This is a genomic window from Rheinheimera nanhaiensis E407-8 (assembly GCF_000296695.1).
Taxonomy (GTDB): domain Bacteria; phylum Pseudomonadota; class Gammaproteobacteria; order Enterobacterales; family Alteromonadaceae; genus Alishewanella; species Alishewanella nanhaiensis.
In genome coordinates this window covers 16230-40383 of record NZ_BAFK01000028.1, presented here as the reverse complement: position 1 = coordinate 40383, position 24154 = coordinate 16230, and the positions used below count along the sequence as shown (strand labels likewise).

Sequence of the window (24154 nt, the reverse complement as noted above, 5' to 3'; positions counted from 1 at the left end):
GTGTAGCATTCGCTATGCGAGAGTAGTTCACCGCCAGGCTCCCAAATAAACCAGCCCTTCGTGAAAACGAAGGGCTTTTTTATTTGTATTGCCTGGTGGTTATCTGCCCGAGCGGGCGAACGCTATGCGACAAAATGTCTGGAACATTTTTGGACAGCTTCAGCTGGCCGCCAAGCGGCGAACCCCATGGATGGGGTGAGCAATGTAGTTCACCGCCAGGCGCACTACTGCCGCACACCAGCTACAGCGCTGCGCGTGTAGCATTGCGAAACACCTCCTGTGTTTCGTCCTGCGGACCGTTGCGATGCAACGTCCAAAGGTGTTCCCGACACCTTTGTCGCTATGCAAAACCGCTCTAATGCCAGCAATAAAAAAGCCCGCTAAGCGGGCTTGGTCGGTACTTCAATATTAATTGCGGTGCAGGTTACCATATACATCATAACGCCACTGGGCATCTTTCAGGGTGTTCAGGTAGGGTCTGGCCTTATTGAATTCTAACGCCTTAATAAAGTGGCCATTTTTATCCAGAAAGATCAGCCATTGCTTTTCCAGCTTATCAATGTCTTTATCAGCGACAAAAATATGCATACCTAAGTAGTAATTTATGTTTGCCCGCCAGCCATGTTGCACTTTAAACACATAACGGCCGCTGTAATCTGGATGTAAGTAATTTGCTTGTTGCACAGCATTGAGTTGCTGTTTATCAACAACATTTACCAAGGCTATTGCATGGCTGCGATCAATAAGTTGCTGTACCGCACTTGAACTGGCTTGCGGTGTTTTGACGGCCGTACTTCGGCTTATCGCTCGTTCTAATGGCATGGCAATATCTAATGAGAACAACGCCACTTCGTAATTATCTAACAAGGTCTGCACAGCCTTACTGTCCTCACAGCTGGACGGCGCCACGATATTCGCTTTGACACTTTGTGTCAGTTTGCTATCCAATTTCAGTAGCTGGTCAATATTCTGTGTATGTACTTTTTGCTGCAGCAGCGTCTGCAGGCGCTGCTGTTCTTTATCTGTCAGGCTGTATGGCGCCGAGCCATCGGCAGGCTGTTCTTTACAGAGCTGATAAAACCTAGTGATCTCCGCTGAATGCAGGGCGCTATTAATAGCGGATTGCAGCGTACGCTTTTCTGACGTAGACCAGCTTTGGCCACTGATAGCGGTGAGTGTTAATGCACCCAGCAAAGGTAAAACAATTAACATAAAGACAATATCCGAAAAATGTTGGCGGCACCTTAGCCTGAGCTAACAGAAAAAGAAAGCGAATACTGGTTTGATCAGCTTAACCGGTGGTGCAACAAGACAAATAACCACCATTATGAAGCCTTTGACCGATCTTAGTGAGCATGGCCTTCATGCTGTTGTAACCAAACTGCTGTTGTAATACTGCCCAGCAGCTTTGCTGCCACAGCAAGGCTGCCAACTCCTGCTGCAGTGCTATCTCCAGTGTTTTGTAATGTAGATTAAACCAGCTTAACAGCAAATGACTGACCAATTCATAAGGCCGCTTACCCTGGCAGAATAGCGCAAGCTGTGCCAGCTCTGCTTGGGTGAGTGGCACTGGCGGCGGTGGCTCTATTAGCTGCAGCAATAGTCCGGTATTAAGCCTTGGATAATGTGCTAAGCGCCAGTACAGCTGCTGGCTAAAGTCGTGCTGCATAGTACGCACGGTATCTGCATCGCCGTTGACCGGGCGCAGCATTAATATTGAATACTCGGCGCTGGCATTATCGCTGCTGTGGCCCAGGCGCACAGGCTCGTAACCGGCTTGCTGCCAGAAGTGTATAAGATCCGTACTGGCAGCAAAGCTTGTGCCCAAATAAGCGAGCTGCTGTTGTTTAGCTGCGCCGGCGATATGCTGCAGTAAGCTGCTGCCTAATTGCTGCCTTTGTAAGGCGGGTTGCACTGCGATACGCATTATCCGCCATAACGGCAGCTGTGCTAACTCGGGCCGGGCAAGATGAAATGCCAGGCTTTGCGCCAGTAAATGGCCTTGCACCCGCCGCTCGCCCTGATAAATGGCGTTGGTCAGCGAGGCGCTGATGCTACCCTCAATGCTGACCAGTGCACAGGCCAGTACCTGGCCTTGCTGTTCCAGGGTAAATACCCGCAGTTGGCTGTTATCCAGCAGGGCTGCTAAGTCTTTTACCTGCGTTTGATAATGCGCCAGGCTCAATAGGCTAAAAACCTGTTGCAGTATATCTGGCCGGTTAAGCCAGTCACTGGCCTGATACTGACAATATTGCCGCGCGGCGGTGTTAAGCTGCTCTGGCACCGTCAGGTTTTGCGTGAGCAGAAAGCCGCTAAAGATGAGCTGCTCCAACGGGTCCTGTTGCTGATAACGGATCGGCTGTTGTAACTCTAATTTATGCCACTTGGGGCACTGCTCGCTCAGGTAATGCATAAAACGCAGCTGAAAACCACGGCCGGTGCCTTCATAGCCATGCTCGGTAGTCGCAAATACAATGCGGCTAAACTGCTTTAGCAGTTGTTGCAGCACTGGGGTGGGAATGGCCGCAGCTTCATCGACCAGCAGCAAGTCAGCTTTTGGCTTATCACCTAGCAACTGATCAAAAGGCACAAACTGTAACTGCTGATGCTGTGTTGGGTCTGTCAGCTGCTGAAAATGCTTTAGCGCCGTTTGTGCCGCCTGTGGCGATGGCGCTGTAATAATAAGCTGTTTAGCCGCTGTGGCTGTGTTAATAAGCTGCGCGGCGGCAATACCCAGCGCTGCCGATTTACCGCGACCACGGTCTGCCGTCAGCACCAGCGGCCGGCGTCTGTGGCCACTTACCACATGTAAGATAGCCTCAACCGCCTGGTGTTGGTCTGGCGTAGCACAGGGTGCACTGGCTGTTAGCGTCGCAGGCGCTGCTGGCCAATTAAGCGGTTTTACCAGAGTTTGATTCTCCAGTAGCAGCACATTTTGTTGCTGCAGCTGGCTAAGCCAAAACGGGATGAAATGGCCCTGATGACTATTGGCATCCAAAGGATAAGGCAGCAGGTTTTTATGCGCTATATTGGCTTGTTGTCGCCACTGTGCAAAAGGTGGGCACAACAGCAGCCAGATCCCGCCGGCCTTAACACAACCGGCCGAGGCCGCCACCAGATCGGCGTTAAAACCGCTAAATGCATTGATCACCAGCATATCGCATTCGCTACCCAGCAGCTGATAGTTTTGCCGGTTGCTTAACTGAACCGCATGTTCTGGCGCGTTATCGCCCAGCCAGTATAAAGTGGGTGCCTGGTGCTGCTGCAGTAATAACCGGCACTGTGCCAGCAGCGCGTCACGCTCACCTTGCCAAACCACAGGCAAGCGGATTTGCAGGCTGGCCGCCTGCTGTTGCCAGTGCAGAAGTTGACTCAGCAGGCTGCTGCGCATTTAGCCGACGGCCTGTAAGCGGGCATAGGCGGTAACCAGCCACTTACTGCCCAGGCCGTCAAAATTGACCTGAATACGCGACTGGCTACCGGTGCCTTCGTAATTCAGCACTGTGCCTTCACCGAACTTATCGTGCAGTACACGCTGGCCCAGTTTAAAGCCGGTGTTTTCAAAAGCGACATGGCTGGCGGCACTGCTGAAGCGGTTAAACTGGGTGGGCCGGCTAACCTGCGTCGTCAGGCGGATTTCTTCCACGTATTCAGCCGGAATTTCACGGATAAAGCGCGAGGGTTTCGGGTATTGCTCCTGGCCGTAAAGCCGCCGGCTTTCGGCATGGGTTAAATACAGCTTTTTCATCGCCCGCGTCATACCGACATAACACAGCCGGCGCTCTTCCTCTAGCCTTGTTGGGTCATCGCCACTTTGCTGGCTGGGGAACATGCCTTCTTCCAGACCACAGATAAATACCAGTGGAAACTCCAAACCCTTAGCGCTGTGTAATGTCATCAGCTGCACGGCATCTGAGTGCTCTTCAGCCTGATATTCACCGGCTTCCAGCGCAGCCTGCGATAAAAACGCCGCCAGTGGCGTCATATCTTCGGCGCGGCGTTCATCAAAGTTCTGGCAGGCCGTGATCAGCTCGTTTAAGTTTTCAATGCGGGTTTCGGCCTTCTCGCCTTTTTCCGCCTGATACATCGCATATAAGCCTGAGCGTTTAATGACATGCTCGGCCTGCTCATGCAGCGGCAAATCAGTGGCCTGGCTATCTAGCTCGTCGATTAACTGCATAAAATTGGCAATGGCTGAGGCGGCCCGTCCGGTCAACTGCTTTTGTGCCAACATTTGCTGCAGGCTCTGCCACAGCGTTTGCTGCTGGGCGCGGGCATATTCACGTACCTTGTTTAAGGTGGTATCGCCAATGCCGCGCACCGGCGTGTTAATTACCCGCTCCAGCGCCGCATCGTCCTGGCGGTTATGCAGCAGGCGTAAATAGGCCAGCGCGTCTTTAATTTCCTGCCGTTCATAAAAGCGCAGGCCGCCATAAATGCGGTAATGCAGCCCTTCCTGAATCAGCGCTTCTTCTAATACCCGCGACTGCGCGTTATTGCGGTACAAAATAGCGGTTTCACTTAAGCGATCACCCTGTTTATGCCAGTCGCGGATGCGGCCAACAATAAAACGCGCTTCATCCAGCTCGTTAAAGGCAGTGTATAACGAGATCACTTCGCCACGGGCACCGTCGGTCCAGAGATCCTTACCCAGCCGATCAGTATTGTTGGCAATGACCGCATTGGCGGCTTTTAGGATGGTCTCGGTTGAGCGGTAGTTTTGCTCCAGCCGCACCGTTTCAACATCGGGGAAATCTTTTAAGAAGGTTTGAATGTTCTCTACCCGGGCGCCGCGCCAGCCGTAGATTGACTGGTCGTCATCGCCGACAATCATCACTTTGGCGTTAGTGCCGGCCAGTAAGCGTAGCCACTGGTACTGAATAGCATTGGTATCCTGAAATTCGTCTACCAGGATATGACGAAAGCGCTGCTGATAATGGCCGCGTACCTCGCTGTTTTGCTTTAACAACTCATAGCTGCGTAGCAGTATTTCGGCAAAGTCGACCAAGCCGGCGCGGTCGCACATGTCCTGATAAGCACCGTAGATCTTGACCATTTGCTGCAGGCTAAAATCACCGGCAGCGTCAATCATGGCCGGGCGCAGGCCATCATCTTTACGGGCATTAATAAACCATTGAATTTGTTTTGGTGGCCAGTGTTTTTCATCCAGGTTCAGCGCTTTTAATACCCGCTTTACCAGCCGGTACTGATCGTCGCTGTCGATGATTTGAAAGCCCTGCGGCAAACCGGCGTCCTGATAATGTGCGCGTAACATACGGTGCGACAAACCGTGAAAGGTGCCCATCCACAGGTTGTTTAAACTGACGCCAATAGTGCTTTCAATGCGGCCGCGCATTTCCTGCGACGCTTTGTTGGTAAAGGTTACCGCCAGCAAACTATAGGGCGCCACCCGCTCTACCTGCATTAACCAGGCTAAACGATGCACCAGCACGCGGGTTTTGCCACTGCCGGCCCCGGCCAGCACCAGCATATTTTGCGGTGGTGCGGCCACCGCATCGCGTTGTTTATCGTTAAGCCCGTCCAGCAGGTAAGAAACATCCATTAGTCAATCTCGCTAACCACAATGGCCGCCATTATAACAGCCCAAGCCAAAGCGCCAAGTAAAGCCCGCCGTTTTAGTGGATAAATAACCAGCATATTCCAACGACAATGTTAATTATTAGTTTAAATAAAGTTGATGTTATGGCTGGGTGTTTTTATACTGCGGCTTCGTTTTATCAGGAGAAAGCAAGATGGCAGGGATTGAAGAGTGTAAAGCGCTATGTGACGACAAGAAATTTTTGGCAGTTTTAGATGTTGCCAGAGGTAATCTCGGCATGCAGTCAAGGTTAGCACATGATCCTTTAACTGCAGACCCAATCAGACGGCACAGATTTATCGGCCTTGTTGTTAGAAAGGACAAAAGTGGTGAATATAAATTAGGGACGATAGGGACAGATGCATGGGATGGGCGCGAGTGCTTTCAAAATGGTCTTGTTTGCACTTGGCAGGATATTTTTCAAGAAGCAGCTATTGTTGCTGCGGCACCGCCAAGTTATCGATTAACCAGTATTATGGGTCGGACAACCGTGCATGACTGCAAACAGCTTTCCAGAAAAACTCAAACCCCTGTTTTTTTAATTGGAACAGGTATGGATGCTCTGAAATCTGTTTTTTACTGCGATGAGAATACTTTCAAAAGGTTTAAATAATAATGAAATCAGTATATCTGGCTGTATTAATTTTTTTGTCCGGATGCGCTCATGCAACCGAAAAGTTTGACGCGGATGCATTTTACGGCAGTCCTGAGATACATCCATCAAGTCTGATACAGATGATTAGCAACCCCAAGTCAGCGTTAAATAAAAGAGTGACGGTTAATGGCTACTTCGTTAGTTCAGGTGACAGTTGGTTATACCTCACTTCTGAGCACGCCAATGTGCGTGACACATTGTCAGCGGTAAACATTCTTGATGACACTGAAACTGGCGAGCTGAATGACACAGAATGCAATAATGGCTGGGTAAAAATACACGGGTATTACCTGGCAGTGTTTAACAAAGAGCGTAGAGAAGTCCAAGGCCGGCTAATTGTTGATCGGATGTTCTCGCATGCTAAGGGCAAGTATTGTTGGGAGAGAAAAAAGGCGTTTCCTGTAGAGATGCTTAATTGACTTGGCAAAAACATAATGTGCGGAAGTTTCATGCCTTATCGACTGCGATTCTGTCAAGTATGACGCTTTTGCCGGCGGTAAATGCTGTTTCTGCGCCAAAAACCTATCAGTTGCAAACCTCAGTTATTAGACTGATAGCGGCGCCTGAAGAGCATTATGATAAAAACATCGTCGTAGATGGCATTTTTATTGGCTACAGTGAGAATAATCTTTTTTTCGACGAGCAACACGCAGAATACTTGTTGCGACCTATGAGTATCAATGTGTTAGATGACTCTGTTGATGAGGAGAATGCTTTGTCTGTTTCGGCATGTAATGGTGAGTGGGTAGAGCTTTGGGGGACCTTTGTAAAGGCGGTAGACCCAGACATTAGCTATTTTAAAGGCCGCTTAGTTGCCGATAAAGCTGTGTTGCACAAGAATGGTGAAACCTGCTGGCAGCGCACCAAGCCATAGTTTTTGGCAAGTTTTTACCGGTAGTAAGTAATGCAAACAAGATTGGAATTGCTTAAATGACGTTTGGAAAGCTGGGTAAGCGGTCAGCGCTTGCTACTTTTTCCAGCTCTCTGCTGCTGATAATGTCGGCAGCGCTAATGCCTTATGCTGCCTACGCACAAAAATCTTATCAGGCGCTTACTAATGTGATTAGTTTGCTTGATTCACCCGAGCAGTATTTTGACAAAGCAATATTGGTGGATGGCTATTTTGTTGGGTTTCATCACGATGCGCTGTATTTCTCTAAAGACCATGCTGAACTGCGCATTAGCTCTTACGCCATAAACGTGTTAGATGATTCAGATACCGAAGAAGGTAGTTTGTCTTTTTCCCCCTGTAATGGTGAATGGGTGCAGCTGTCCGGTACCTTTATCAAAGCACAACAGCCGGGTATCAGTTATGCCCAGGGACGTTTGGTGATTGACTCTGCCATGCTACACAAAAACGGTGACATCTGCTGGCAGCGCACCACACCATCGTTTCTGGAACGGCAGAAGTAGAGTTCCGCTAACTTAGTGGGATAGTAAAAGCTGTAACTGCTGCACATCGGTCAGGCGGATATGCGGCAGTACGCTTACGCTGCTTTGATGATGATCCAGCCAGGCGGCCTGACAACCGGCGCTGAGCGCGCCCAGCACATCGGCGCGGTGGCTATCGCCAATATGCAGTATTTGCCCCGGTTTAACCTGTAGCCGGTTAGCGGCGGCCAGAAATAAATCGGCATAGGGCTTCATCCGGCCATCCGGCCCGGCTTGCAGGCTAAATTCAAACAACTCACCCACGCCCATCTTGTGAATACTGGCATTGCCATTGGTAATGGCAATGAGGCGATAATGTTGTGCCAGAGTGCTTAGCAGCCGGATGATGTCGGGCTGCAGCGTAATACGGGTGCGTGCGGTTAAAAAGGCAGCGTAAGCCAGTTTAGCAATGTTGCCTGCCTCGGCGTGTGCCAGGCCCAGCGACAGTAAGCCTGCCTCCAGGCCCAGCAGGCGCCAGCGGCCAATATCGTGGCGTATCTCTGGGTTGGTTTTGGCCAAGAGTTTGCGCTGTTGCCACCAGAAATCGCTATCCAGCCCCCGGCTTTGCGGCGCATGTAAGGCAAGTGCCTGCAGCATGGCCTGCTCGGCAGCGGCAATCACCGGTTTGTTATCATACAGGGTGTCGTCCAAATCAAACGACAGCACTTGTATCGGTTGTAACGCTTTAAATAATTGCATACTGGTTACCCGCTTGACGGCGCAAACACTTGCTGCCAGTTTACCTGTGCCAGCTGCTGGCTAAACCAGCTAAGTGCCTGGCCCTGATGTTGTTTATGCCACGCCAGATATAGCGGGGTCTTATCTCTTGGAATACTGCAGGCTTTGGCGATCAGGTCACCGCGCGCCAGCTCATCGTGTATCAGGTGGCGTGGCAGAAAGCCGATACCCAAACCCTGTTTTTGTGCATCTATCTTGGCCTGCATATTATCGACCACAACACGCTGGCGGCTGTCGAATAAGCCAGAGGAGCGCTTGGGCGCGTCCAGTGCCGAATCGGCCACTACTATGGCAGCAAACTGTTGCACATCTTCGGCATTCACTACCCGGTTTAGCGCTGCCAGCTGATGGTGCGGCGCTACCGCAAAGACAAATGCGGCTTCGCCGACAGGTACTATATTAAACAGCCCTTTGGGCAAATCGCCCGATACGCCCAGCGCTAAATCGGCGCGGCCGGTTTGCAGCGCTTCCCAGCCGCCGGCCATGACCTCTTCTGTTACCCTAAGCTGGGTTATTTTGCCCAGTTGCAGAAAGTCGTTTATTACCGCCAGTAAGGGGGCGTTGGGCACTATGCTGTCTTTGGCGATCACCAGTTGCGTCTCCCACCCGGTATCCAGTTGTTTCACGGCATTTTGTAGCTGATTAGCCGCGTGTAGCAAAGTGCGGCCCTGATCCAATAACAACTGGCCGGCCGGCGTTAGCTGCGCCCGCTGTTTACTGCGGTCAAACAGCACCACGCCCAAATCCGCCTCCAGCTTGGCAATGGTGTAACTGAGCGCCGACGGCACCTTGTATAAGGCTTCGGCTGCGGCGGCAAAGCTGCCTTTGCGGTCTATCGCGTCCAATGCGCGTAGTGCTTCTAAACTCAGGGCGTTGTGCATAGTGCTCTCGCATTCTATAAATTCAAATATTTTGAATAGTGTAGTCAAAACATTGCGTTTTCACAGTATCAATTAACCCGCTATAGTTACACCATCGACGCAAAGCTTGCTGTCGAGTGGCAGTAAACTTAACTTTAAACAATTTAACAGGTGATGATATGGCAACTTCAATCGTTCAGAAAATTTTAAGCTCAAATGCGGGTTGGGGCGCGTTGGCGCTGCGGGTGCCGGTGGGCATTATCTTTGCCGCCCATGGTGCGCAAAAACTGTTCGGCTGGTTTGGCGGCTATGGCTTAGAGGGCACCGGCGGCTGGATGGACAGCATAGGTTTATCACCGGGTATTGTGATGGCATTTTTAGCCGGTGCAGCCGAGTTTTTCGGCGGTATCGCGTTAATTCTGGGTGTATTAACCCGCCCGGCGGCCTTAAGCCTGGCGATTGCAATGCTGGTGGCCATTTTTGCTGTGCACATTCAGAACGGTTTGTTTATGGCCAACAACGGTTACGAGTTTGGTTTAGCGCTGCTGGCCGCCAGCGTATCGCTACTGTTTAGCGGCGCCGGTAAAGCTTCAATAGATAACTTACTGGCCAAACGTTTTAGCTAAGCCTATGTAACAACGAAAAACACCCGGTTCCGCCGGGCGTTTACTTCTATCAAAAAAAATATTTGTTTTTTTACTGTTGTTGCTGATATGGTAAATTGGCTTGTATTCAATAGTGAAACACTTCTGAAAAGTGATTATTGCTATTACAACCCTCTTTTTAAGAACGGCTGTTTGCACGATTTTATTTTAATTTATAAAAGGACTTTTTATGTCAAAACGATTTTTTGCGCTTTGTCTGTCTTCAATCTTCTTCTTTGGTTGTGTGGGCATCAACGACACGATGACCCCATCCCTTTCTGTTCAAAAAGATCAGTTCGATGGTTCTCTGATTATTAATCAACCTTCCGTCAGTGCTTCCTCAAGTTTAACTGAGAGCTGGCATACGTTAGGGTTCCAATGGAATCAGAAATATCCCAAGGTCGTTTTTTTGGAAGTTGGTGTTCAAGGAGTTAAAAATGTTACAGGTGTCGCATTTAATGTTGATGGCGAAGTTATTGAAAATATTAAAGAAGCAAGCTCACTAACAGCTTACGGAGACTGGTCAACACGGCGGTTAGTAATGCCGGTTAGTGATTTTGTTAAAGTTGCTATGGGTCGCGATGTTAAGATGAAAGTAACTCAAATTGATACTTATACAGTTTCCTCATTCGGATTAGACCGGTCAGGAGCTATTGTGAATTCAAAGTTTCCGCCTTTTATTCAAAAGCTCAGAGAAAATAAGGTGCTGTAATAAGGATCGAAGTCGGCTGCGTGAAACGTGTTTTCAAGTTCCTACCAGCAGGCTTCATAAAGTTTAACTGGCAGAAAAGATAATATTATTTTATGAAAGGTAAGGGGTTGTTTTCGGACGCTGTGCGATTAGGGTTTGAATATAGCTCGATCGCGCTGAAACGTGCAGACGAAAGTGGCGCGTGGATAAATCCAATTAACGGCGAGCGATCATCTGTTGAATCATCCGTGCTTGGTTATTTCCAAGTTAAGGGCTGGCGAGGGTATGCCGGAGAAGGCGGCCTGTTACTAAATCTGATTAAAGCGATGGCTTTTAAGACCATTCCTGACAGTTTGAGAAGTACATTTGTCGAGGCAATATTCTCGCAGAACGCGGCTCGACTGGAGGACAAGTTCGAAGTAGATTTTTTGCTTGATAACATAGCGTCAGCTTCGATCGAAACAATTCGTCGAAACTTTAGCTTTTTAGCCTCTAACAATCCATTAAAAATCAAACATTCTTTAGATGGTGCTGTTCATTACTCTACTAACACAAACTCAATGCTTAGTTATTTTCCTTTGCTTGAGGATTGGATGTTTGTCGAATTATTTAATGTTGCAGGAAATTCACTTTTGCACGAAGTCGCAAAGAAATTTTCGGTAGCGCCATACGATTTCAGAAAAGGATGGCCAGATATAACGATGTGGAAAGGTAACGAGTTGAGATTTGTTGAAGTTAAGGCACCGGGAGATCGAATTAGCAAAAGCCAGAGAGTGATACTTGAAGAGTTTGCCAAACCTTTACGGTTGGATTTTGCTCTTGTTGAAGTAGAGGAAGAAACTCATTGTGAACAACATAAACTCGATTAATGCTTCGAGGCTAATTCGTGTTCGTCTTAAAATCGAAGACAAATGGCATGAGTATCTGTGTTATGACGAAGATAGCTGTGGATTTCAAAGAGAGAGAAATGGCAACCTAGAGCTGAATATAGCTACTGTTGTTAGAGGCCGCCGTAATTTGCCGCTAAACGAATGGAAAACAGTGTGTCCAGTGAAACAGATAGAAGAAAAGGATGTATCAAAATTTCTGGGTAGTATCAGTTAGTTTAAATTTAAACTGCGGGACTATCTCTTCTTTGCCCTCGGATGAGCACTATCGTACACCTTGGCTAAATGAGCAAAATCCAGATGGGTATACACCTGGGTGGTGCTTAAGTTGGCATGGCCCAACAGCTCCTGCACGGCGCGTAAATCCTGGCTGGACTCCAGCATATGGCTGGCAAACGAGTGGCGCAGCATATGTGGGTGTAACTTTTGGTTTAAGCCCTGCTGGCGAGCCCACAACTGCACGCGCTCGCGTACATGACGGCTGCTAATGCGTTTGTGCTGCTTGCTGACAAACAGCGCGTCAGCATCGTCTTCCGGTAACTTGGTGCTGAAGGCCGGCCGCTGTGCCAACCAGTCGCGCAGGGCATTAAGCGCCACGCTACCTACCGGCACGATGCGCTGCTTGCTGCCTTTACCGGTAACCCGCAGCAGCTGTTGCGACCAGTCGATATCGCTGATATTGGCATTGACCAGCTCTTCTAAACGCAGGCCCGAGGAGTAAAACAGCTCCAGCATGGCTTTATCGCGGCAGGCCAGAATGTCATCCTGGCTGTCAAAACTGAGCAAATGGTTAAGCTGGTCGACATTAAGGTTTTTTGGCAGGCTGCGCGCCGCCTTGGGTACCGACAAATACAGCGCCGGGTTATCGCTACACAGGCCCTGGGTTAACAAGTAGCGGTAAAAGCTGCGCAGCGCAGCTACTTTCAGCGCTATGCTGCGCGGTTTGGCGCCACTGCGGCGCAGGCTGATAATATGCTGTTTCAGCTCGGCTTCTGTCAGGGTTAGCCAGTGGCGGTTGCCCTGGTTAAGTGCCTGCGCTGCCTGTATAAGCTGGCGCTGATAACTGTCGAGGGTTTTGCTGCTGTAGCCGCGCTCAAACTGCAGGTAGGCTAAAAATTGCTGCAGTGGCTTCAGCCACTGCGCGCTAAGCGGGATGTCAGGCGGCGTCATAGCCAGGTAACAGCTGGGCCAGCATGCTGGCTAAATGGCCAATAAACAGCTTATCCATCGACGGCTGAAAATGATCGTCCAGCTCGCTGCCAAAGGCTAACAGCGCCAGTGGCTGCTGCTGATCTTTTACCAGCATCAGCGCCACAGAGTGCACGCTTTGGCCAAACAGCGGCTGCTGCTCTTCTTTGTTTAGCCGGCCCAGGTAAATACCCTGTTCATTTAAGCGGCGCGTTAACAACAGCTGAAACGGCTGGCTGCTTTGTTCGCTGTCAAAGCGGATTAAGCGGCACTCGCTCACCTGTGGCAAGGCAGCGGTAAATTGCTGTAGTTGTTGTTCGGCTTGCGCCAGGCTGGTGGCCTGATACAGGCCGGCCTGTAACTGGTTAAACGCCAGAAATAGCTGTTCGTTTTGCCGCGCTACCGACATTAAACGGGTAATGTCATCTTCCAGCGCCTGAATTTTTTCCCGCTGCAGCTCCAGCTGGCGCTCGACCAGCGACACACTGCCGCGTTGCTGGTGCGGCAGGCGCAAACTGGCTAACAACTGCGGGTATTGCTGAAAAAATTCCGGGTGGTCCTGCAGGTAGTCATACACTACCTGAGCAGCGAGCATGTCGTTATCCTTCGTCAGGCTGTCGTTCATAGCTGTATTTGTCCATCGTATACATGTTCTGCCGGGCCGGTCATTTTCAGTGGCTGGCCAGGCCCGTTCCAACGAATATGCAGGCTGCCGCCGGGTAAGTCTACCCGCACCTGTTGCTGCAGTTTTTTCTGCAGCTGGCCCACTACCACAGCGGCGCAGGCCCCGGTGCCGCAAGCCTGGGTTTCGCCGGCGCCACGCTCCCACACCCTAAGCTTAATATGGCCGGGGTTTAGCACCTGCATAAAGCCGATATTGGCGCGCTCGGGAAAGCGCTCGTGCAGTTCAAACAAGGGCCCCTGCACCTGTACCGGTGCGGTTAAAATATCGTCCACTTCGGTGACTGCATGCGGGTTACCCATCGACACGACACCACATAAAATGGTGTGCTCATCAGCGCGCAGAATATAAGTAAGTTCCTGCTTTTGTGCTTTAAACGGCACCCGTGCCGGATCCAGCTGCGGTACGCCCATATTTACTGTGACCTGGCCGTCGGTTTCGACATAGAGCACAATTTTGCCTGACTTGGTACTGACGCCAATTTTATGTTTATTGGTTAAGCCGCGGGCACGGACAAACTTGGCAAAACAGCGGGCGCCATTGCCGCATTGCTCTACCTCGCTGCCATCGGCATTAAATATACGGTAGTGAAAATCCAGCTCGGGGTCGTAGGGCGGCTCTACCATTAACAGCTGATCAAAGCCGATGCCGGTATGCCGGTCGGCCAGCGCTTTGATCTGCTCTTTGGTTAAAAACACGTTCTGGCTAACGGCGTCGACCATCATAAAGTCGTTCCCCAGGCCGTGCATTTTCGAAAAATGTAATAACATCAGTGCCCTTAACTAGTCAGTAATGACCTGTTCGCCGCGCCATAAGTCCTGCCACTGCTCGCGCTGGCGGATCAAATGCAGTTTGTCGCCATCGACCAGCACTTCGGCTGCCCGCGGCCGGCTGTTGTAATTCGAGCTCATGGTAAAGCCGTAAGCGCCGGCCGAGCGCACAGCCAGTAAGTCGCCCTGGGCAATAGCGAGTTCGCGGTCTTTACCAAGAAAGTCACCAGTTTCGCATACCGGGCCGACAATATCGTAAGTGGCGGCCGTTTTAGCACTGTCGCGCTCTACCGGCACTATCGCTTGCCAGGCACTGTACAGTGCCGGGCGGATCAAATCGTTCATCGCCGCATCCACGATAGCAAAGTTTTTCTCTTGCCCTGGCTTTAAAAACTCTACCTTGGTCAGCAGCACGCCGGCGTTGGCCATAATGGCGCGGCCGGGCTCCATAATCAGCTCCAGTTGCGGGTAAGCTGTTAACCGCGCTACCACTTTGCTGATGTAATCGGCCGGCGAGGGTGGTGTTTCGTTGTCGTAGGTGACGCCTAAACCGCCGCCGATATCGATATGCTTCAGCATTATACCGTCGCTGGCAAGCGCATCTATTAATGTCAGCAGCTTTTCCAGCGCTTCTAAAAACGGCTGGGTTTCAGTAAGCTGCGAGCCAATGTGGCAGTCGACACCCACCACATCAAGATGGCTGTAACGGGCAGCCTGGCGGTAAATATCGCCTGCCAGCAAGATATCAATACCAAATTTATTCGCTTTTAAGCCGGTAGAAATATAAGGGTGGGTTTTGGCATCAATGTCCGGGTTCACCCGAATTGACACCGGCGCCTTGATATTCAGGCTGCTGGCCACCTGTTGCAGCCGTTCCAGCTCGGCGACAGACTCGACATTAAAACACTTAATGCCTAACTGCAGCGCAAAGCGCATTTCCTCCGCGGTTTTCGCCACGCCGGAAAACACCACTTTTTTCGCGTCGCCGCCGGCGGCAATTACCCGGCGCAACTCTCCGCCCGATACGATGTCAAAGCCGCTACCGAGGCGGGCCAGCAGGTTTAAGATCGCCAGGTTACTGTTGGCCTTAACGGCATAGCACACCAGGCTCTGCGGGTGGGCGGCGGCTGCGCTGGCAAAGGCCTGATAATGCCGCTCTATCGTGGCGCGCGAGTAAACATAGCAGGGTGTGCCAAATTCAGTGGCGATATCCGTTAGCGCACATTGCTCGGCAAAAAGACGGTTTTGCTGGTAATTAAAGTGGTCCACGTTGTTCATCCGATGGTTGGGTTGGATTAGCGTTGTTTTGTTCTGGCTGTGCCACTTCGGGTGCCGGTTGTGGTAAGGTAAGGGGGCCTTTTTGACCACAAGCACTCAGTTGGCTGCACAGTAAAACAGCAGCAGCGACAGTTAACAGCGGACCTTTGGTTGTAAAAGCGTGCATGACGTTATTTTTTTATGGTGGTTGCGCTCTATAATCGCATCCTTAGCGATAAAAGCAAACAGGTGAAGCAGATGAATGACCTAGAATACGATGAATTGGCCGACAGCACCCTACTGGCGGTTGAACAGGCGATAGAAGACGCCGACGCTGATCTGGATTACGAGTCGCACGGCGGCCTGTTAAGCATCAGCTTTGCAGATAAAAGTAAGATCATCATTAATAAGCAGCCACCACTGCATCAGCTGTGGGTGGCCACCAAATTCAATGGCCACCATTTTGAATGGCACGGCGATAAGTGGATAGATAACCGCAGCGGTGCCGAATTTTGGCAGTTGCTGAACGATGCCGCGGCCAAACAGGCCGGCAAGCCGCTTAATCTGGCGCCTTAGGCGCTGTTGTTTTTAGGATCTGTAATGGCATTACTTCCTTTTGTCGATGTAAAAGCGCAGGGTGAAACCCGCGCCGCAGTAGTGTGGCTGCATGGCCTGGGCGATTCGGGCCATGGTTTTGCCCCCATAGTGCCGGAGCTGCGGTTACCCCTGGATGCCGGCATCCGCTTTTTATTTCCGCATGCGCCAGAGCGGCCGGTTACGGTAAATGGCGGCATGCGTATGCGGGCCTGGTACGACATTAAAACCATGGATTTAACCAACCGCGCCGATGAAGACGGAGTGCGCGAGTCGGCCGCAGCCGTGCAGGCGCTGCTGGATAACCTGATCAGCGAAGGCATTAGCAGCGAGCGTATTATTCTGGCCGGTTTTAGCCAGGGCGGCGTAATCGCGCTACATTTATTGCCACGGCTGCCGTATAAGCTGGCCGGCGTGATGGCGCTGTCTACCTATATGTGCGCGCCGGATAAACTGAAAGACGAGAGTAACACGCTGAACAAAGCTACCCCGGTACTGATTGCGCACGGCAGCCAGGATCCGGTGGTGCCAATGGCAGCCGGCCAGCAGGCGTATCATACGCTGAAAAATGCCGGCTTTAATGTCAGCTGGCACGACTACCGCATGCCACACAGCGTTTGTGCGCAGGAAGTGGCCGATATCAGCAGCTTTATTCAGCGCCGTTTATTGGCGCAGGTGACGAATTAAGATGACAACAGTACGTATTGCAACGCGTAAAAGCGCGCTGGCGCTGTGGCAGGCCGAGTATGTCAAAGCCGAGCTGTTGCGCCATCACCCGCAGCTGCAGGTCGAGCTGGTGCCTATGTCGACCCAGGGCGATAAAATTCTCGATACGCCACTGGCAAAAATTGGTGGTAAGGGCCTGTTTGTTAAAGAGTTAGAACAAGCCATGCTGGATGGTCGCGCCGACATTGCCGTGCACAGTATGAAAGATGTGCCGGTCGAATTTCCACCAGGCTTAATGCTGCACACCATTTGCCCGCGGGAAAACCCGCTGGATGCCTTTGTCTCCAACCAGTTCAAATCGCTGGACGAACTGCCAAAAGGCGCCGTGGTGGGTACCTCCAGTTTGCGCCGCCAGTGTCAGTTAAAGGCGCTGCGGCCCGATTTAACCGTGCGCGACCTGCGCGGTAATGTGAATACCCGGCTGGCTAAGCTGGATAACGGCGAGTTTGCTGCCATTATCCTTGCCGCAGCAGGTCTTATCCGGCTGGGTTTTGCGCAGCGTATTGCCAGCCTGTTACCGGTAGAACTTAGCCTGCCGGCCAATGGCCAGGGTGCGGTGGGTATTGAATGCCGCAGTGATGATAAGGCTGTGCAGCAACTGCTGGCACCGCTGGAGCATGCCGGCACCCGCGCCTGCGTGCTGGCAGAACGGGCAATGAACCGCAAACTGCAGGGTGGCTGTCAGGTGCCGATTGGCGCTTTTGCCGTGCTCGAAGGTGACACCTTATGGCTGCGTGGTCTGGTAGGCGCGGTTGATGGCAGTGAGATTATCCGCGATGAAATACGCGGGCCGGTACAAGACGCCGAGCAACTGGGCACTGAGCTGGCCGCTAAGTTATTGGCACACGGCGCCGGGCGTATTTTGCAAGCGGTGTATCAGGCCGCGCCATGACATCAGCCGCTGCCGCTATACCGCTACTGATCACCCGGCCCGCCGGCAAGGCGGATTATTTGCTGGCGGCGCTGGATGAAGCCGGTACCGGCTATTTATATCAGCCACTGATTACCACCGCGCAGGTCACTATTTCGCCCCACGATGTACAGCAGCTGCAACAAGCCGATGCGATCGTATTTGTCAGTGTCAGCGCGGTCAGTTGTTTGCAGCAGCAACTGGATGGCGCGCTACTTAAAGCGCCGCTGTATGCTGTGGGCCAAACGACTGCCTCGGCGCTGCAGCGCTGGTTGGGGCGTGAGGTGAGCGTGCCGGACGATCAGCGTAGCGAAGGGCTGTTAACCTTGCCAAAACTGCAGCAGGTGGCCGGTAAACAAATTGTAGTGGTGCGCGGCAATGCCGGCCGTGAGCTGATAAAACAAGGCTTAACTGCCCGTGGCGCCAGCGTGCGCTATGTGCAAAGCTATAAACGTTTACCCTTGCCGCTGGATGGCGCTTTACTGTGCCAGCAGTGGCAGCTGGCGGGCATTCGTTGTATTGTGGCCACCAGCAACGAAATTTTACAGCAGCTGTTTACGCTGGTCGGGCCCGAGCATATGCACTGGTTGCAAAGCTGTGATTGGATCCTGGTCAGCCCGCGGATGCGCGACAGTGCGCTGGCGCTGGGTATTAGTGACGATAAGATCCGGCTGGCGGAGAATGCCAACGACAGTGCCTTACTGGCTGCGATCAGCCAGCAACTGAGGGAATATCAATGAGTGACACCCTGGAGCGGGCAACCGAGATGGACGCACCGCTGGAGCAGTTAAAACAGAAGATGGACGCCGAGCCGGCCGCGCCACGCCGTGGTAGCGTCAGTGGTGCCTTAAGTTTATTGCTGGTGCTGGCGCTGGGAGTAGGTGTTGGCGCCGGTGCTTACTGGCTGTGGCCGCAGTGGCAACAGTTGCAGCAGCAAAGCCAGACGCTTAGCCAACAACTGCAGCAGCTTGAAGTGCAAAACCGCCAGCTGCAGGACAGCCAGCAGCAGGCGCAGCAACAATGGCTAACCGAACAGCAGCAACAGCTAACAGCACTGGAGCAACGTCTGCTGCAGCAACAACAGCAGCTGCTGAATCAAACACAAAGCCAGATGCAGGCATTGCGCCAGCTGGTGCAAGAGCGTGACAGCGCGCCGCCACGGCATTGGCGCCTGGCCGAAGCCGACTACCTGTTAAAGCTGGCGGCGCAAAAAGTCTGGCTGGAGCAGGATGCCGCCACGGCTATCGCCTTGCTACAAAGTGCGGATGACAAACTTGCCGCGCTGGACGATGCCTCTTTACTGCCGGTACGGCAGGCCATTGCCCACGACAAGCAACAACTGACGGCGCTGCCGGCCACTGATCGCAGCCAACTGCAGGTCCAGCTGGTGCAGCTGCGTCAGCAGGTGATGCAGCTGCCACTGAAGTTACAGGCACCAGCCGCTGCGCCAGAGGCGCCCGAGGCCACCTTAGCCAACTGGCGCCAGACGCTGGCCTATCACTGGCACAACACCTGGCGCGGTTTATTTAACCCGCGTGCGGCCATGCCGGAAGACTATTTCGATTTAAGCCAAAGCCAACAGCTGATGCTGCGCATTCATTTACAGCAGCAAATTCAGGCGGCGCAACAAGCCGTTATGACACAACAAACCGAGCTGTACCGCCTGGCACTGCAGCAAGCCGCAGATCAGTTACAGCGCTATTTCAGTGCCGGTGACACCGCAGTGCAGCAGTTTAGCCAAAGCTTAGCTGAGCTGGCGGGCGCTGATGTCAGCGCGCCTGTGCTGAGCGCCTTGCAAAGCCCGGCCATGCTACAGCAGTATCAGCAGCAACTGGCAGGAGAGGACTTATGATCCGTATGCTGCTGCTGATTACCGCATTAGTATTGGCAATGTGGTTTGGCCCACTGCTGGTCAACCATGCCGGCTATGTCAAAGTGGTGGCGGGCAGCCTGGTATTTGAAACCACCTTGTTAGGCCTGGCGCTGCTTGTGCTGGCGCTGTCGGCTGCCTTGTGGTTGCTGGCATTTGTGCTGCGTAAGTTGCTAAGGCTGCAGCATGTGTCGTTTAATTTTTTACGCTGGCGCCGGCAGCGTAAGGCACAGCAAGCCTATGAGCTGGGCGTGCAGGCCTATGCCAAACAGCAATGGCAACTGGCCAGTCAGCATCTGGCTAAAGCCTGTGCCGATGATTTTATGCTGCAGGAAAAACACCTGCTGGCAGCCTATGCGGCTTTTTATGCCGGCAATAGCCGCCAGGCGCAGCAACATGTTGACGCGCTGGCGGATGACAGCGACAGCCGCGACTTTGTGCAGGCCGATTTAATGCTGCAACAGGGCCAGGCGGCGCAGGCCTGTGTGCTGCTGGCCGGTAAAGTACACGCCGACACTGAAGATAAAGGCCTGGGCCAGCTGTATTTGTATGCGCTACAGCAAGCCGGCCAGTGGCAACAGCTGCTGCAGCTGGTACCAGCAGCATTAAAGCAGCACTGGTTTGATAAAGACAAATGGGCACAGCAACGCTTTAATATTTATCCGGCGGCCATTAGCCAGTTAAGCCAGCAGCAGCGCTTTGACGAAACTGCCGACTACTGGCAAAACCTGCCGGCGAAAGAGCGTAAATCTACCGCTGCTAATGTTGGCCGGGCATGGGCCATGGCACAAAGTGGCCAGCATGAAGCGGCTGAAAAGCTGCTGCTAAGCCAGTTGCAGCTGGCTGAGTTGCCACAGCTATTGCCGTATATCCGCCAGATCCCACTGGGTAAGTCGGTGCTTAAGTTACGTAAGCAAGCGCAGAAGTGGCTGCATGAACATAGCAGCAACGGTTATCTGTACGCACTGCTGGCCTATCTGGCGCAGCAGGAAGGCGAGATTGAGCAGGCCGAGCTGGCCTGGCACAAGGCGCTGCAATACGAACCGTCGCTAAAGGCTTAAGCTTGCCGTGGAGACTCAGGCAGAGACGGCCTTGCTAAACGGCCTGGCTGCGCAGTACAACGATAAAGCCCGGCTGTTAGTGCTTGGCAGTATGCCGGGCAGTGTATCGCTGGCGCAGCAGCAGTATTATGGCCACCCCCGCAATGCCTTCTGGCCGATAATGGCCAGCCTGCTGCAGTTTCCACTCAGTTTAAGCTACCCCGAGCGGCTGGCACAGCTGCAGCAGCACGGTGTGGCACTATGGGATGTGATTGGCTGCTGTCAGCGCCGGGGTAGCCTGGACAGTGCCATCCGGGCTGAACAAGCCAATGATTTCACCAGCCTGTTTGCCCGTTTACCGCAGCTGCGTGCCATTGCCTTTAACGGCGCCAAAGCCGGCCAGAGTTTTCAGCGCCGGGTGCTACCGCTAACCACCTTGCCGCCCGGTATTAGCCTGCTGTATTTACCCTCGACCAGCCCGGCGCATGCCAGCTTAAGTTTTCAGCAAAAACTGCTTGAATGGCAAAAGCTTAGTGCATTTTTATCCAGCTAGGGCGCTTTTTTAAAGTGGACCTGCTGTCGGTACTTTTTACAAATTTGCGTCGATTAGCTTGACAGAATCGCCAGCGCGGCCAATATTGGTTATTCATTAACCTGTCACAAAAGACTGTTATGGCAACATGTTTATGCAGCGCTGATTATGCTCAGCTGTGGGTCGCCCGGCCCGCTAACCTGCATGCCTGTGCCACCGATTACCACCTGTCCGAGTGGTTTGACGAGTAGATCTCCCCGCGTTAACTGATTCCCAGATTCTTTGCCCGGCATCGTGCCTGGCAAGAAAACCTGGCCGTTAGGCCATTTCCTATAACAATACAAAAGCAGGAAGTAACAATGAAAGCACTAAGTCTGTTAGGCGTAGTTGCGCTATTGCTGTGTGGCAATGCGCAGGCCTGTTTGCAACAAGAAAGCGAAAACAATAATAGCGAAAGTGGCGCCGATGGCCCGCTCTGTAGCGGCGTAGCGGTGCAGGCCGCTATTGGTAGCCGCACCGATCAGGACTGGTACTACTTTGATACCACAGCGACCGGTGATATCAGTGTCAGTTTAAGCCATGGCAGCAATGCCGACTTTGACTGGTTTTTATACCGCGCCAGCGGCAGCTATATTGCATCAGGCCAAAGCAGCAGTAATCCGGAAAACGGCACCTATGTTGCTTCACCGGCCGGGCCGCACTTTGTTAAAGTCACCCGCTATAGTGGTACCGGCAATTACCAGTTAACGGTGAATTTTACCGGCAGCGGTAGTGGCGGCGGTGGCACTGAGCCAGAGCCGGAACCTGAGCTGGAAAACTGCAACTACGGCCCAAGGCCATCTAAGCCGGGTGGCTTATCGGCGACACTGCTTGGTAGCAGTAGCGATGTCTGTGTCAGTTTAAGCAGCCCGGCGCTGCTACTGATGGGCGGTGGTGCCGACGTGGATGCAGCCTTTGCGAACCGTATCAAACCGCACATTAAAGGTGGCAATATTGTGGTGCTGCGCACCTCGGGTACCGCAGCGTATAACGACTACCTGCAAGGCCTGACTAATGCCGCCTCGGTAGAAACCCTGATCGTCAACACCCGTACCAAAGCCAACAGTGACTACGTTGACTGGGCTATCCGCAGTGCTGAATTTGTCTTTATTGCCGGTGGCGATCAGTCTGACTACCTGAACCAGTGGCAGGGTACTAAGGTGCAGGATGCGCTGATGCATGTGTACAACAAAGGTGGCGCGGTGGGTGGTACCTCGGCCGGTAACCATGTGTTGGGCCAGTTTATTTATGATCCGGACGGTGTATTAGGGGCGATCAGCTCGGAAGCGGTAACCGATTTTTGCCATGAAACGGTCAATATCAGCACTAACTTCCTCAATATTCCGCTACTGAGTGGCATTATTACCGACACACACTTTAAGCAGCGCGACCGCATGGGCCGCTCGGCGGTGTTTCAGGCCAAGTTAGGCAGCACGGGCCGTGTCGTGGCGGTATCGGAGGCTACGTCACTGTTTGTTACCGCCGATGGCAACGGTGTGGTCGATGGCAGCCACGAAGTGTACGTGCTGCGCGCTGACGGCCAGACCCAGTACCAGCAAACCAGCTGTGGCCAACCGGTGATCATCAATAACCTGTTGCGTTATAAATTATTGCCCGGCCAAAGCTATAACCTGCTGAATAACGCCAGCGCAGTAAGCCCGAGCCGTTTAAGCATTGACGGTCGTAGTGGCAGCTTCTACAACCCAACTAACCCTTACTAAGGGCTCAGCTCAGCCGGCGTCAAAATTGATGGCGCCGGCTGAATTTATGCCTGTACTGCTGGTCTGATGCTGACTCAACAATAAAAGATGCAGGGACAGCGATTCTTTGTCTGGTGTTATCAGCGCATTAGATGCTTTTTGGCGGGCTTACGGCCGACCAGCCCTATTGGCTGTGCTATTGCACGCCATGCTGCTGGCGGCGCTTTTAAACGCCAAAATTCCCGCCAGGGTAACGCCACCCCTGTCTGAAGCGGTAGTGTCTTATTTGTACCAACCGCCCCCAACGAAATTAGCGCAACAGCCAGAGGATGAAACTACCACTGGGCCTACAGTTATGCCGCCAAAGCCGGTAAATATCGCGCCGTCTGTCACTGCAGCACCACAACAAGCTACCAACGAGCCGGCGGTTGCCACAGCGGCATTGCCAGACAAGGCAGCACAGCCAGAGCCGCAAGACACCGTGCAGACGCTCGTTTTGCCACAACAAAGCCTGGCGCAGCGTGCGCTGAACCAGGCTGCCGCGGTCGCCCCTGCGGCAATAGAGCAAGCCGCTACCGCCAGCTATCAACAGTTACGGCAGGCACAACAACAGCCGAAAATAACGGTAGAAAAGCGCCATCAGCCGTTAAGCCAGGACCCGGCAGGGCAGGTGGTAGCGCAACTTAACGATGGCAGGCAGTTAATCAGGGTGAAAGGGGGCTGTCGAATAGCTGATCCGGGCAAAGATGGTTTTGACGCCTTAATGGCCGCCAACGCAGTAGTGCCCTGCGGCGATGAGGAAGATAGCAGCGCATTACTCAAACAGGCGCTGGAAAAACACCTTAAGCGTTAGCGCTTATTCCGCGATATGTTGCTCTAAGCGGGCTTTTAACTCGCCTTCAATGGCTACCGCTTTACCGGTTTTCTGATCCAGGCAAACAAAGGTCACCTGCGCATCAGCGGCAACGGCATCTTTACCGGCAATACGCACTTCCTGTGTTACCACAGCACTTTTACCGCCCACTTTACTAAAGCGGGTAAACACTTCCAGTGTATCGCCCATGGTGGCGGCCACGCGGTAGTTAATATTGATATTAACAATTACCCAGGCCAAGCCATGTTTGGCAAACCATTCAATGTCGCCACTGTCCTCCAGATAGCCCCAACGCGCCTCTTCCAGGAATTCCAGATAACGGGCGTTATTGACATGCTGGTAAATATCTAAATGGTAACCCCGTACTTTTATTAAGGTTTTATGTGTCATCTTAGGCTGCTGTCGTAATTTCAGGTGCGTTGATTGTGGCATAGTTTTACTGGCCAAACCAGTTTGGTGTGACTTCT

At 52.4% G+C, this 24154-nt stretch carries 27 protein-coding genes; 16 read left to right on the top strand and 11 right to left on the bottom strand.

What is annotated here, in order from left to right; all coding sequences use genetic code 11:
* Positions 1-408: 408 nt before the first annotated feature.
* From RNAN_RS16940 to uvrD, 3 genes are all read right to left on the bottom strand, one after another.
* Positions 409-1212 carry a hypothetical protein gene (locus RNAN_RS16940; protein ID WP_008224040.1) on the bottom strand — a complete coding sequence of 268 codons (804 nt, stop codon included), beginning with the start codon at positions 1210-1212 and terminating at the stop codon, positions 409-411.
* A gap of 79 nt (positions 1213-1291) precedes the next feature.
* Positions 1292-3391: a tRNA(Met) cytidine acetyltransferase TmcA gene (locus tag RNAN_RS16935; RefSeq protein WP_008224037.1), complete on the bottom strand. Its 2100-nt coding sequence runs from the start codon at positions 3389-3391 to the stop codon at positions 1292-1294.
* Complete coding sequence (gene uvrD, locus RNAN_RS16930) at positions 3392-5563, bottom strand: DNA helicase II (protein ID WP_008224036.1); 2172 nt, start codon at positions 5561-5563, stop codon at positions 3392-3394. It lies immediately after the preceding gene.
* Positions 5564-5753: 190 nt separating this feature from the next.
* On the opposite strand from uvrD, the gene RNAN_RS16925 reads away from it, so the two are divergent.
* From RNAN_RS16925 to RNAN_RS16910, 4 genes are all read left to right on the top strand, one after another.
* Entirely contained in the window at positions 5754-6212 is a 459-nt protein-coding gene (locus tag RNAN_RS16925) for a hypothetical protein (RefSeq protein WP_040552447.1), read from the top strand.
* A gap of 2 nt (positions 6213-6214) precedes the next feature.
* Entirely contained in the window at positions 6215-6673 is a 459-nt protein-coding gene (locus RNAN_RS16920; protein ID WP_040552445.1) for a hypothetical protein, read from the top strand.
* Positions 6670-7128, top strand: a complete 459-nt coding sequence (locus tag RNAN_RS16915; protein ID WP_040552442.1) for a hypothetical protein — start codon at positions 6670-6672, stop codon at positions 7126-7128. The genes RNAN_RS16920 and RNAN_RS16915 overlap by 4 nt, the downstream gene beginning before the upstream one ends.
* Before the next feature lie 122 nt (positions 7129-7250).
* On the top strand, positions 7251-7667 hold the full coding sequence (locus tag RNAN_RS16910) for a hypothetical protein (RefSeq protein WP_148275778.1): 417 nt from the start codon (positions 7251-7253) through the stop codon (positions 7665-7667).
* A gap of 12 nt (positions 7668-7679) precedes the next feature.
* Here RNAN_RS16910 and RNAN_RS16905 read toward each other — a convergent pair whose 3' ends face one another.
* Positions 7680-8384, bottom strand: coding sequence for an HAD-IA family hydrolase (locus tag RNAN_RS16905; RefSeq protein WP_008224031.1), 705 nt, complete (start codon positions 8382-8384; stop codon positions 7680-7682).
* 5 nt (positions 8385-8389) lie between these two features.
* Complete coding sequence (locus RNAN_RS16900) at positions 8390-9304, bottom strand: LysR family transcriptional regulator (protein ID WP_008224029.1); 915 nt, start codon at positions 9302-9304, stop codon at positions 8390-8392.
* Positions 9305-9462: 158 nt separating this feature from the next.
* Here RNAN_RS16900 and RNAN_RS16895 point away from each other — a divergent pair, with 158 nt between their 5' ends.
* From RNAN_RS16895 to RNAN_RS16885, 3 genes are all read left to right on the top strand, one after another.
* Entirely contained in the window at positions 9463-9909 is a 447-nt protein-coding gene (locus RNAN_RS16895; protein WP_008224027.1) for a DoxX family protein, read from the top strand.
* A gap of 208 nt (positions 9910-10117) precedes the next feature.
* Positions 10118-10639: a hypothetical protein gene (locus RNAN_RS16890; RefSeq protein WP_040552439.1), complete on the top strand. Its 522-nt coding sequence runs from the start codon at positions 10118-10120 to the stop codon at positions 10637-10639.
* 92 nt (positions 10640-10731) lie between these two features.
* Complete coding sequence (locus tag RNAN_RS16885; protein ID WP_040552437.1) at positions 10732-11487, top strand: VRR-NUC domain-containing protein; 756 nt, start codon at positions 10732-10734, stop codon at positions 11485-11487.
* 255 nt (positions 11488-11742) lie between these two features.
* Here the strand turns inward: RNAN_RS16885 and xerC are convergent, their stop codons facing one another.
* From xerC to lptM, 5 genes are read right to left on the bottom strand one after another with little or no spacing between them, the layout of a single operon-like run.
* Complete coding sequence (gene xerC, locus RNAN_RS16880) at positions 11743-12675, bottom strand: tyrosine recombinase XerC (protein WP_008224023.1); 933 nt, start codon at positions 12673-12675, stop codon at positions 11743-11745.
* Positions 12662-13318 (bottom strand): DUF484 family protein, encoded by a 657-nt coding sequence (locus RNAN_RS16875; RefSeq protein ID WP_008224021.1) that lies wholly within the window; start codon positions 13316-13318, stop codon positions 12662-12664. Before RNAN_RS16875 ends, xerC begins: the two co-directional genes overlap by 14 nt.
* Positions 13315-14145 carry a diaminopimelate epimerase gene (gene dapF, locus RNAN_RS16870; protein WP_008224018.1) on the bottom strand — a complete coding sequence of 277 codons (831 nt, stop codon included), beginning with the start codon at positions 14143-14145 and terminating at the stop codon, positions 13315-13317. The genes RNAN_RS16875 and dapF overlap by 4 nt, the downstream gene beginning before the upstream one ends.
* A gap of 12 nt (positions 14146-14157) precedes the next feature.
* Positions 14158-15414 carry a diaminopimelate decarboxylase gene (lysA, locus tag RNAN_RS16865; protein ID WP_008224016.1) on the bottom strand — a complete coding sequence of 419 codons (1257 nt, stop codon included), beginning with the start codon at positions 15412-15414 and terminating at the stop codon, positions 14158-14160.
* The gene (lptM, locus tag RNAN_RS19560) at positions 15401-15589 is read right to left on the bottom strand and encodes an LPS translocon maturation chaperone LptM (RefSeq protein ID WP_008224014.1); all 189 of its coding nucleotides are present in this window, start codon (positions 15587-15589) and stop codon (positions 15401-15403) included. The genes lysA and lptM overlap by 14 nt, the downstream gene beginning before the upstream one ends.
* A 71-nt stretch (positions 15590-15660) precedes the next feature.
* Between lptM and cyaY the strand changes: the two genes are divergently transcribed.
* The 9 genes from cyaY (at position 15661) to RNAN_RS16820 (ending at position 23666) form a co-directional block, all read left to right on the top strand.
* Positions 15661-15978 (top strand): iron donor protein CyaY, encoded by a 318-nt coding sequence (cyaY, locus tag RNAN_RS16860; RefSeq protein ID WP_008224010.1) that lies wholly within the window; start codon positions 15661-15663, stop codon positions 15976-15978.
* Positions 15979-16002: 24 nt separating this feature from the next.
* On the top strand, positions 16003-16683 hold the full coding sequence (locus RNAN_RS16855) for an alpha/beta hydrolase (RefSeq protein WP_008224009.1): 681 nt from the start codon (positions 16003-16005) through the stop codon (positions 16681-16683).
* A gap of 1 nt (position 16684) precedes the next feature.
* Entirely contained in the window at positions 16685-17614 is a 930-nt protein-coding gene (gene hemC / locus RNAN_RS16850; protein ID WP_008224008.1) for a hydroxymethylbilane synthase, read from the top strand.
* Positions 17611-18372 carry a uroporphyrinogen-III synthase gene (locus RNAN_RS16845; protein ID WP_008224007.1) on the top strand — a complete coding sequence of 254 codons (762 nt, stop codon included), beginning with the start codon at positions 17611-17613 and terminating at the stop codon, positions 18370-18372. The genes hemC and RNAN_RS16845 overlap by 4 nt, the downstream gene beginning before the upstream one ends.
* Positions 18369-19484, top strand: coding sequence for a uroporphyrinogen-III C-methyltransferase (locus RNAN_RS16840; RefSeq protein WP_008224005.1), 1116 nt, complete (start codon positions 18369-18371; stop codon positions 19482-19484). The genes RNAN_RS16845 and RNAN_RS16840 overlap by 4 nt, the downstream gene beginning before the upstream one ends.
* Positions 19481-20563 (top strand): heme biosynthesis protein HemY, encoded by a 1083-nt coding sequence (locus RNAN_RS16835; RefSeq protein ID WP_008224004.1) that lies wholly within the window; start codon positions 19481-19483, stop codon positions 20561-20563. Before RNAN_RS16840 ends, RNAN_RS16835 begins: the two co-directional genes overlap by 4 nt.
* A gap of 7 nt (positions 20564-20570) precedes the next feature.
* A complete protein-coding gene (locus tag RNAN_RS16830; RefSeq protein WP_008224003.1) occupies positions 20571-21095 on the top strand; it encodes a DNA-deoxyinosine glycosylase in 525 nt (174 codons plus the stop codon).
* A gap of 338 nt (positions 21096-21433) precedes the next feature.
* A complete protein-coding gene (locus RNAN_RS16825) occupies positions 21434-22834 on the top strand; it encodes a Type 1 glutamine amidotransferase-like domain-containing protein (RefSeq protein ID WP_008224001.1) in 1401 nt (466 codons plus the stop codon).
* A 172-nt stretch (positions 22835-23006) separates the two neighbouring features.
* Positions 23007-23666, top strand: a complete 660-nt coding sequence (locus RNAN_RS16820; protein WP_148275777.1) for a hypothetical protein — start codon at positions 23007-23009, stop codon at positions 23664-23666.
* Between the two features lie 3 nt (positions 23667-23669).
* Here RNAN_RS16820 and RNAN_RS16815 read toward each other — a convergent pair whose 3' ends face one another.
* Positions 23670-24077 carry an acyl-CoA thioesterase gene (locus RNAN_RS16815; protein WP_008223997.1) on the bottom strand — a complete coding sequence of 136 codons (408 nt, stop codon included), beginning with the start codon at positions 24075-24077 and terminating at the stop codon, positions 23670-23672.
* Between the last annotated feature and the right edge of the window lie 77 nt (positions 24078-24154).

What these genes read in the sequence shown, in the direction of transcription:
- RNAN_RS16940 (WP_008224040.1), bottom strand. Translation starts at nt 1,212, where the DNA reads ATGTTAATTGTTTTACCTTTGCTGGGTGCATTAACACTCACCGCTATC.
- RNAN_RS16935 (WP_008224037.1), bottom strand. Translation starts at nt 3,391, where the DNA reads ATGCGCAGCAGCCTGCTGAGTCAACTTCTGCACTGGCAACAGCAGGCG.
- uvrD (WP_008224036.1), bottom strand. Translation starts at nt 5,563, where the DNA reads ATGGATGTTTCTTACCTGCTGGACGGGCTTAACGATAAACAACGCGAT.
- RNAN_RS16925 (WP_040552447.1), top strand. Translation starts at nt 5,754, where the DNA reads ATGGCAGGGATTGAAGAGTGTAAAGCGCTATGTGACGACAAGAAATTT.
- RNAN_RS16920 (WP_040552445.1), top strand. Translation starts at nt 6,215, where the DNA reads ATGAAATCAGTATATCTGGCTGTATTAATTTTTTTGTCCGGATGCGCT.
- RNAN_RS16910 (WP_148275778.1), top strand. Translation starts at nt 7,251, where the DNA reads ATGTCGGCAGCGCTAATGCCTTATGCTGCCTACGCACAAAAATCTTAT.
- RNAN_RS16905 (WP_008224031.1), bottom strand. Translation starts at nt 8,384, where the DNA reads ATGCAATTATTTAAAGCGTTACAACCGATACAAGTGCTGTCGTTTGAT.
- RNAN_RS16900 (WP_008224029.1), bottom strand. Translation starts at nt 9,304, where the DNA reads ATGCACAACGCCCTGAGTTTAGAAGCACTACGCGCATTGGACGCGATA.
- RNAN_RS16895 (WP_008224027.1), top strand. Translation starts at nt 9,463, where the DNA reads ATGGCAACTTCAATCGTTCAGAAAATTTTAAGCTCAAATGCGGGTTGG.
- RNAN_RS16890 (WP_040552439.1), top strand. Translation starts at nt 10,118, where the DNA reads ATGTCAAAACGATTTTTTGCGCTTTGTCTGTCTTCAATCTTCTTCTTT.
- RNAN_RS16885 (WP_040552437.1), top strand. Translation starts at nt 10,732, where the DNA reads ATGAAAGGTAAGGGGTTGTTTTCGGACGCTGTGCGATTAGGGTTTGAA.
- xerC (WP_008224023.1), bottom strand. Translation starts at nt 12,675, where the DNA reads ATGACGCCGCCTGACATCCCGCTTAGCGCGCAGTGGCTGAAGCCACTG.
- RNAN_RS16875 (WP_008224021.1), bottom strand. Translation starts at nt 13,318, where the DNA reads ATGAACGACAGCCTGACGAAGGATAACGACATGCTCGCTGCTCAGGTA.
- dapF (WP_008224018.1), bottom strand. Translation starts at nt 14,145, where the DNA reads ATGTTATTACATTTTTCGAAAATGCACGGCCTGGGGAACGACTTTATG.
- lptM (WP_008224014.1), bottom strand. Translation starts at nt 15,589, where the DNA reads ATGCACGCTTTTACAACCAAAGGTCCGCTGTTAACTGTCGCTGCTGCT.
- cyaY (WP_008224010.1), top strand. Translation starts at nt 15,661, where the DNA reads ATGAATGACCTAGAATACGATGAATTGGCCGACAGCACCCTACTGGCG.
- RNAN_RS16855 (WP_008224009.1), top strand. Translation starts at nt 16,003, where the DNA reads ATGGCATTACTTCCTTTTGTCGATGTAAAAGCGCAGGGTGAAACCCGC.
- hemC (WP_008224008.1), top strand. Translation starts at nt 16,685, where the DNA reads ATGACAACAGTACGTATTGCAACGCGTAAAAGCGCGCTGGCGCTGTGG.
- RNAN_RS16845 (WP_008224007.1), top strand. Translation starts at nt 17,611, where the DNA reads ATGACATCAGCCGCTGCCGCTATACCGCTACTGATCACCCGGCCCGCC.
- RNAN_RS16840 (WP_008224005.1), top strand. Translation starts at nt 18,369, where the DNA reads ATGAGTGACACCCTGGAGCGGGCAACCGAGATGGACGCACCGCTGGAG.
- RNAN_RS16835 (WP_008224004.1), top strand. Translation starts at nt 19,481, where the DNA reads ATGATCCGTATGCTGCTGCTGATTACCGCATTAGTATTGGCAATGTGG.
- RNAN_RS16825 (WP_008224001.1), top strand. Translation starts at nt 21,434, where the DNA reads ATGAAAGCACTAAGTCTGTTAGGCGTAGTTGCGCTATTGCTGTGTGGC.
- RNAN_RS16815 (WP_008223997.1), bottom strand. Translation starts at nt 24,077, where the DNA reads ATGACACATAAAACCTTAATAAAAGTACGGGGTTACCATTTAGATATT.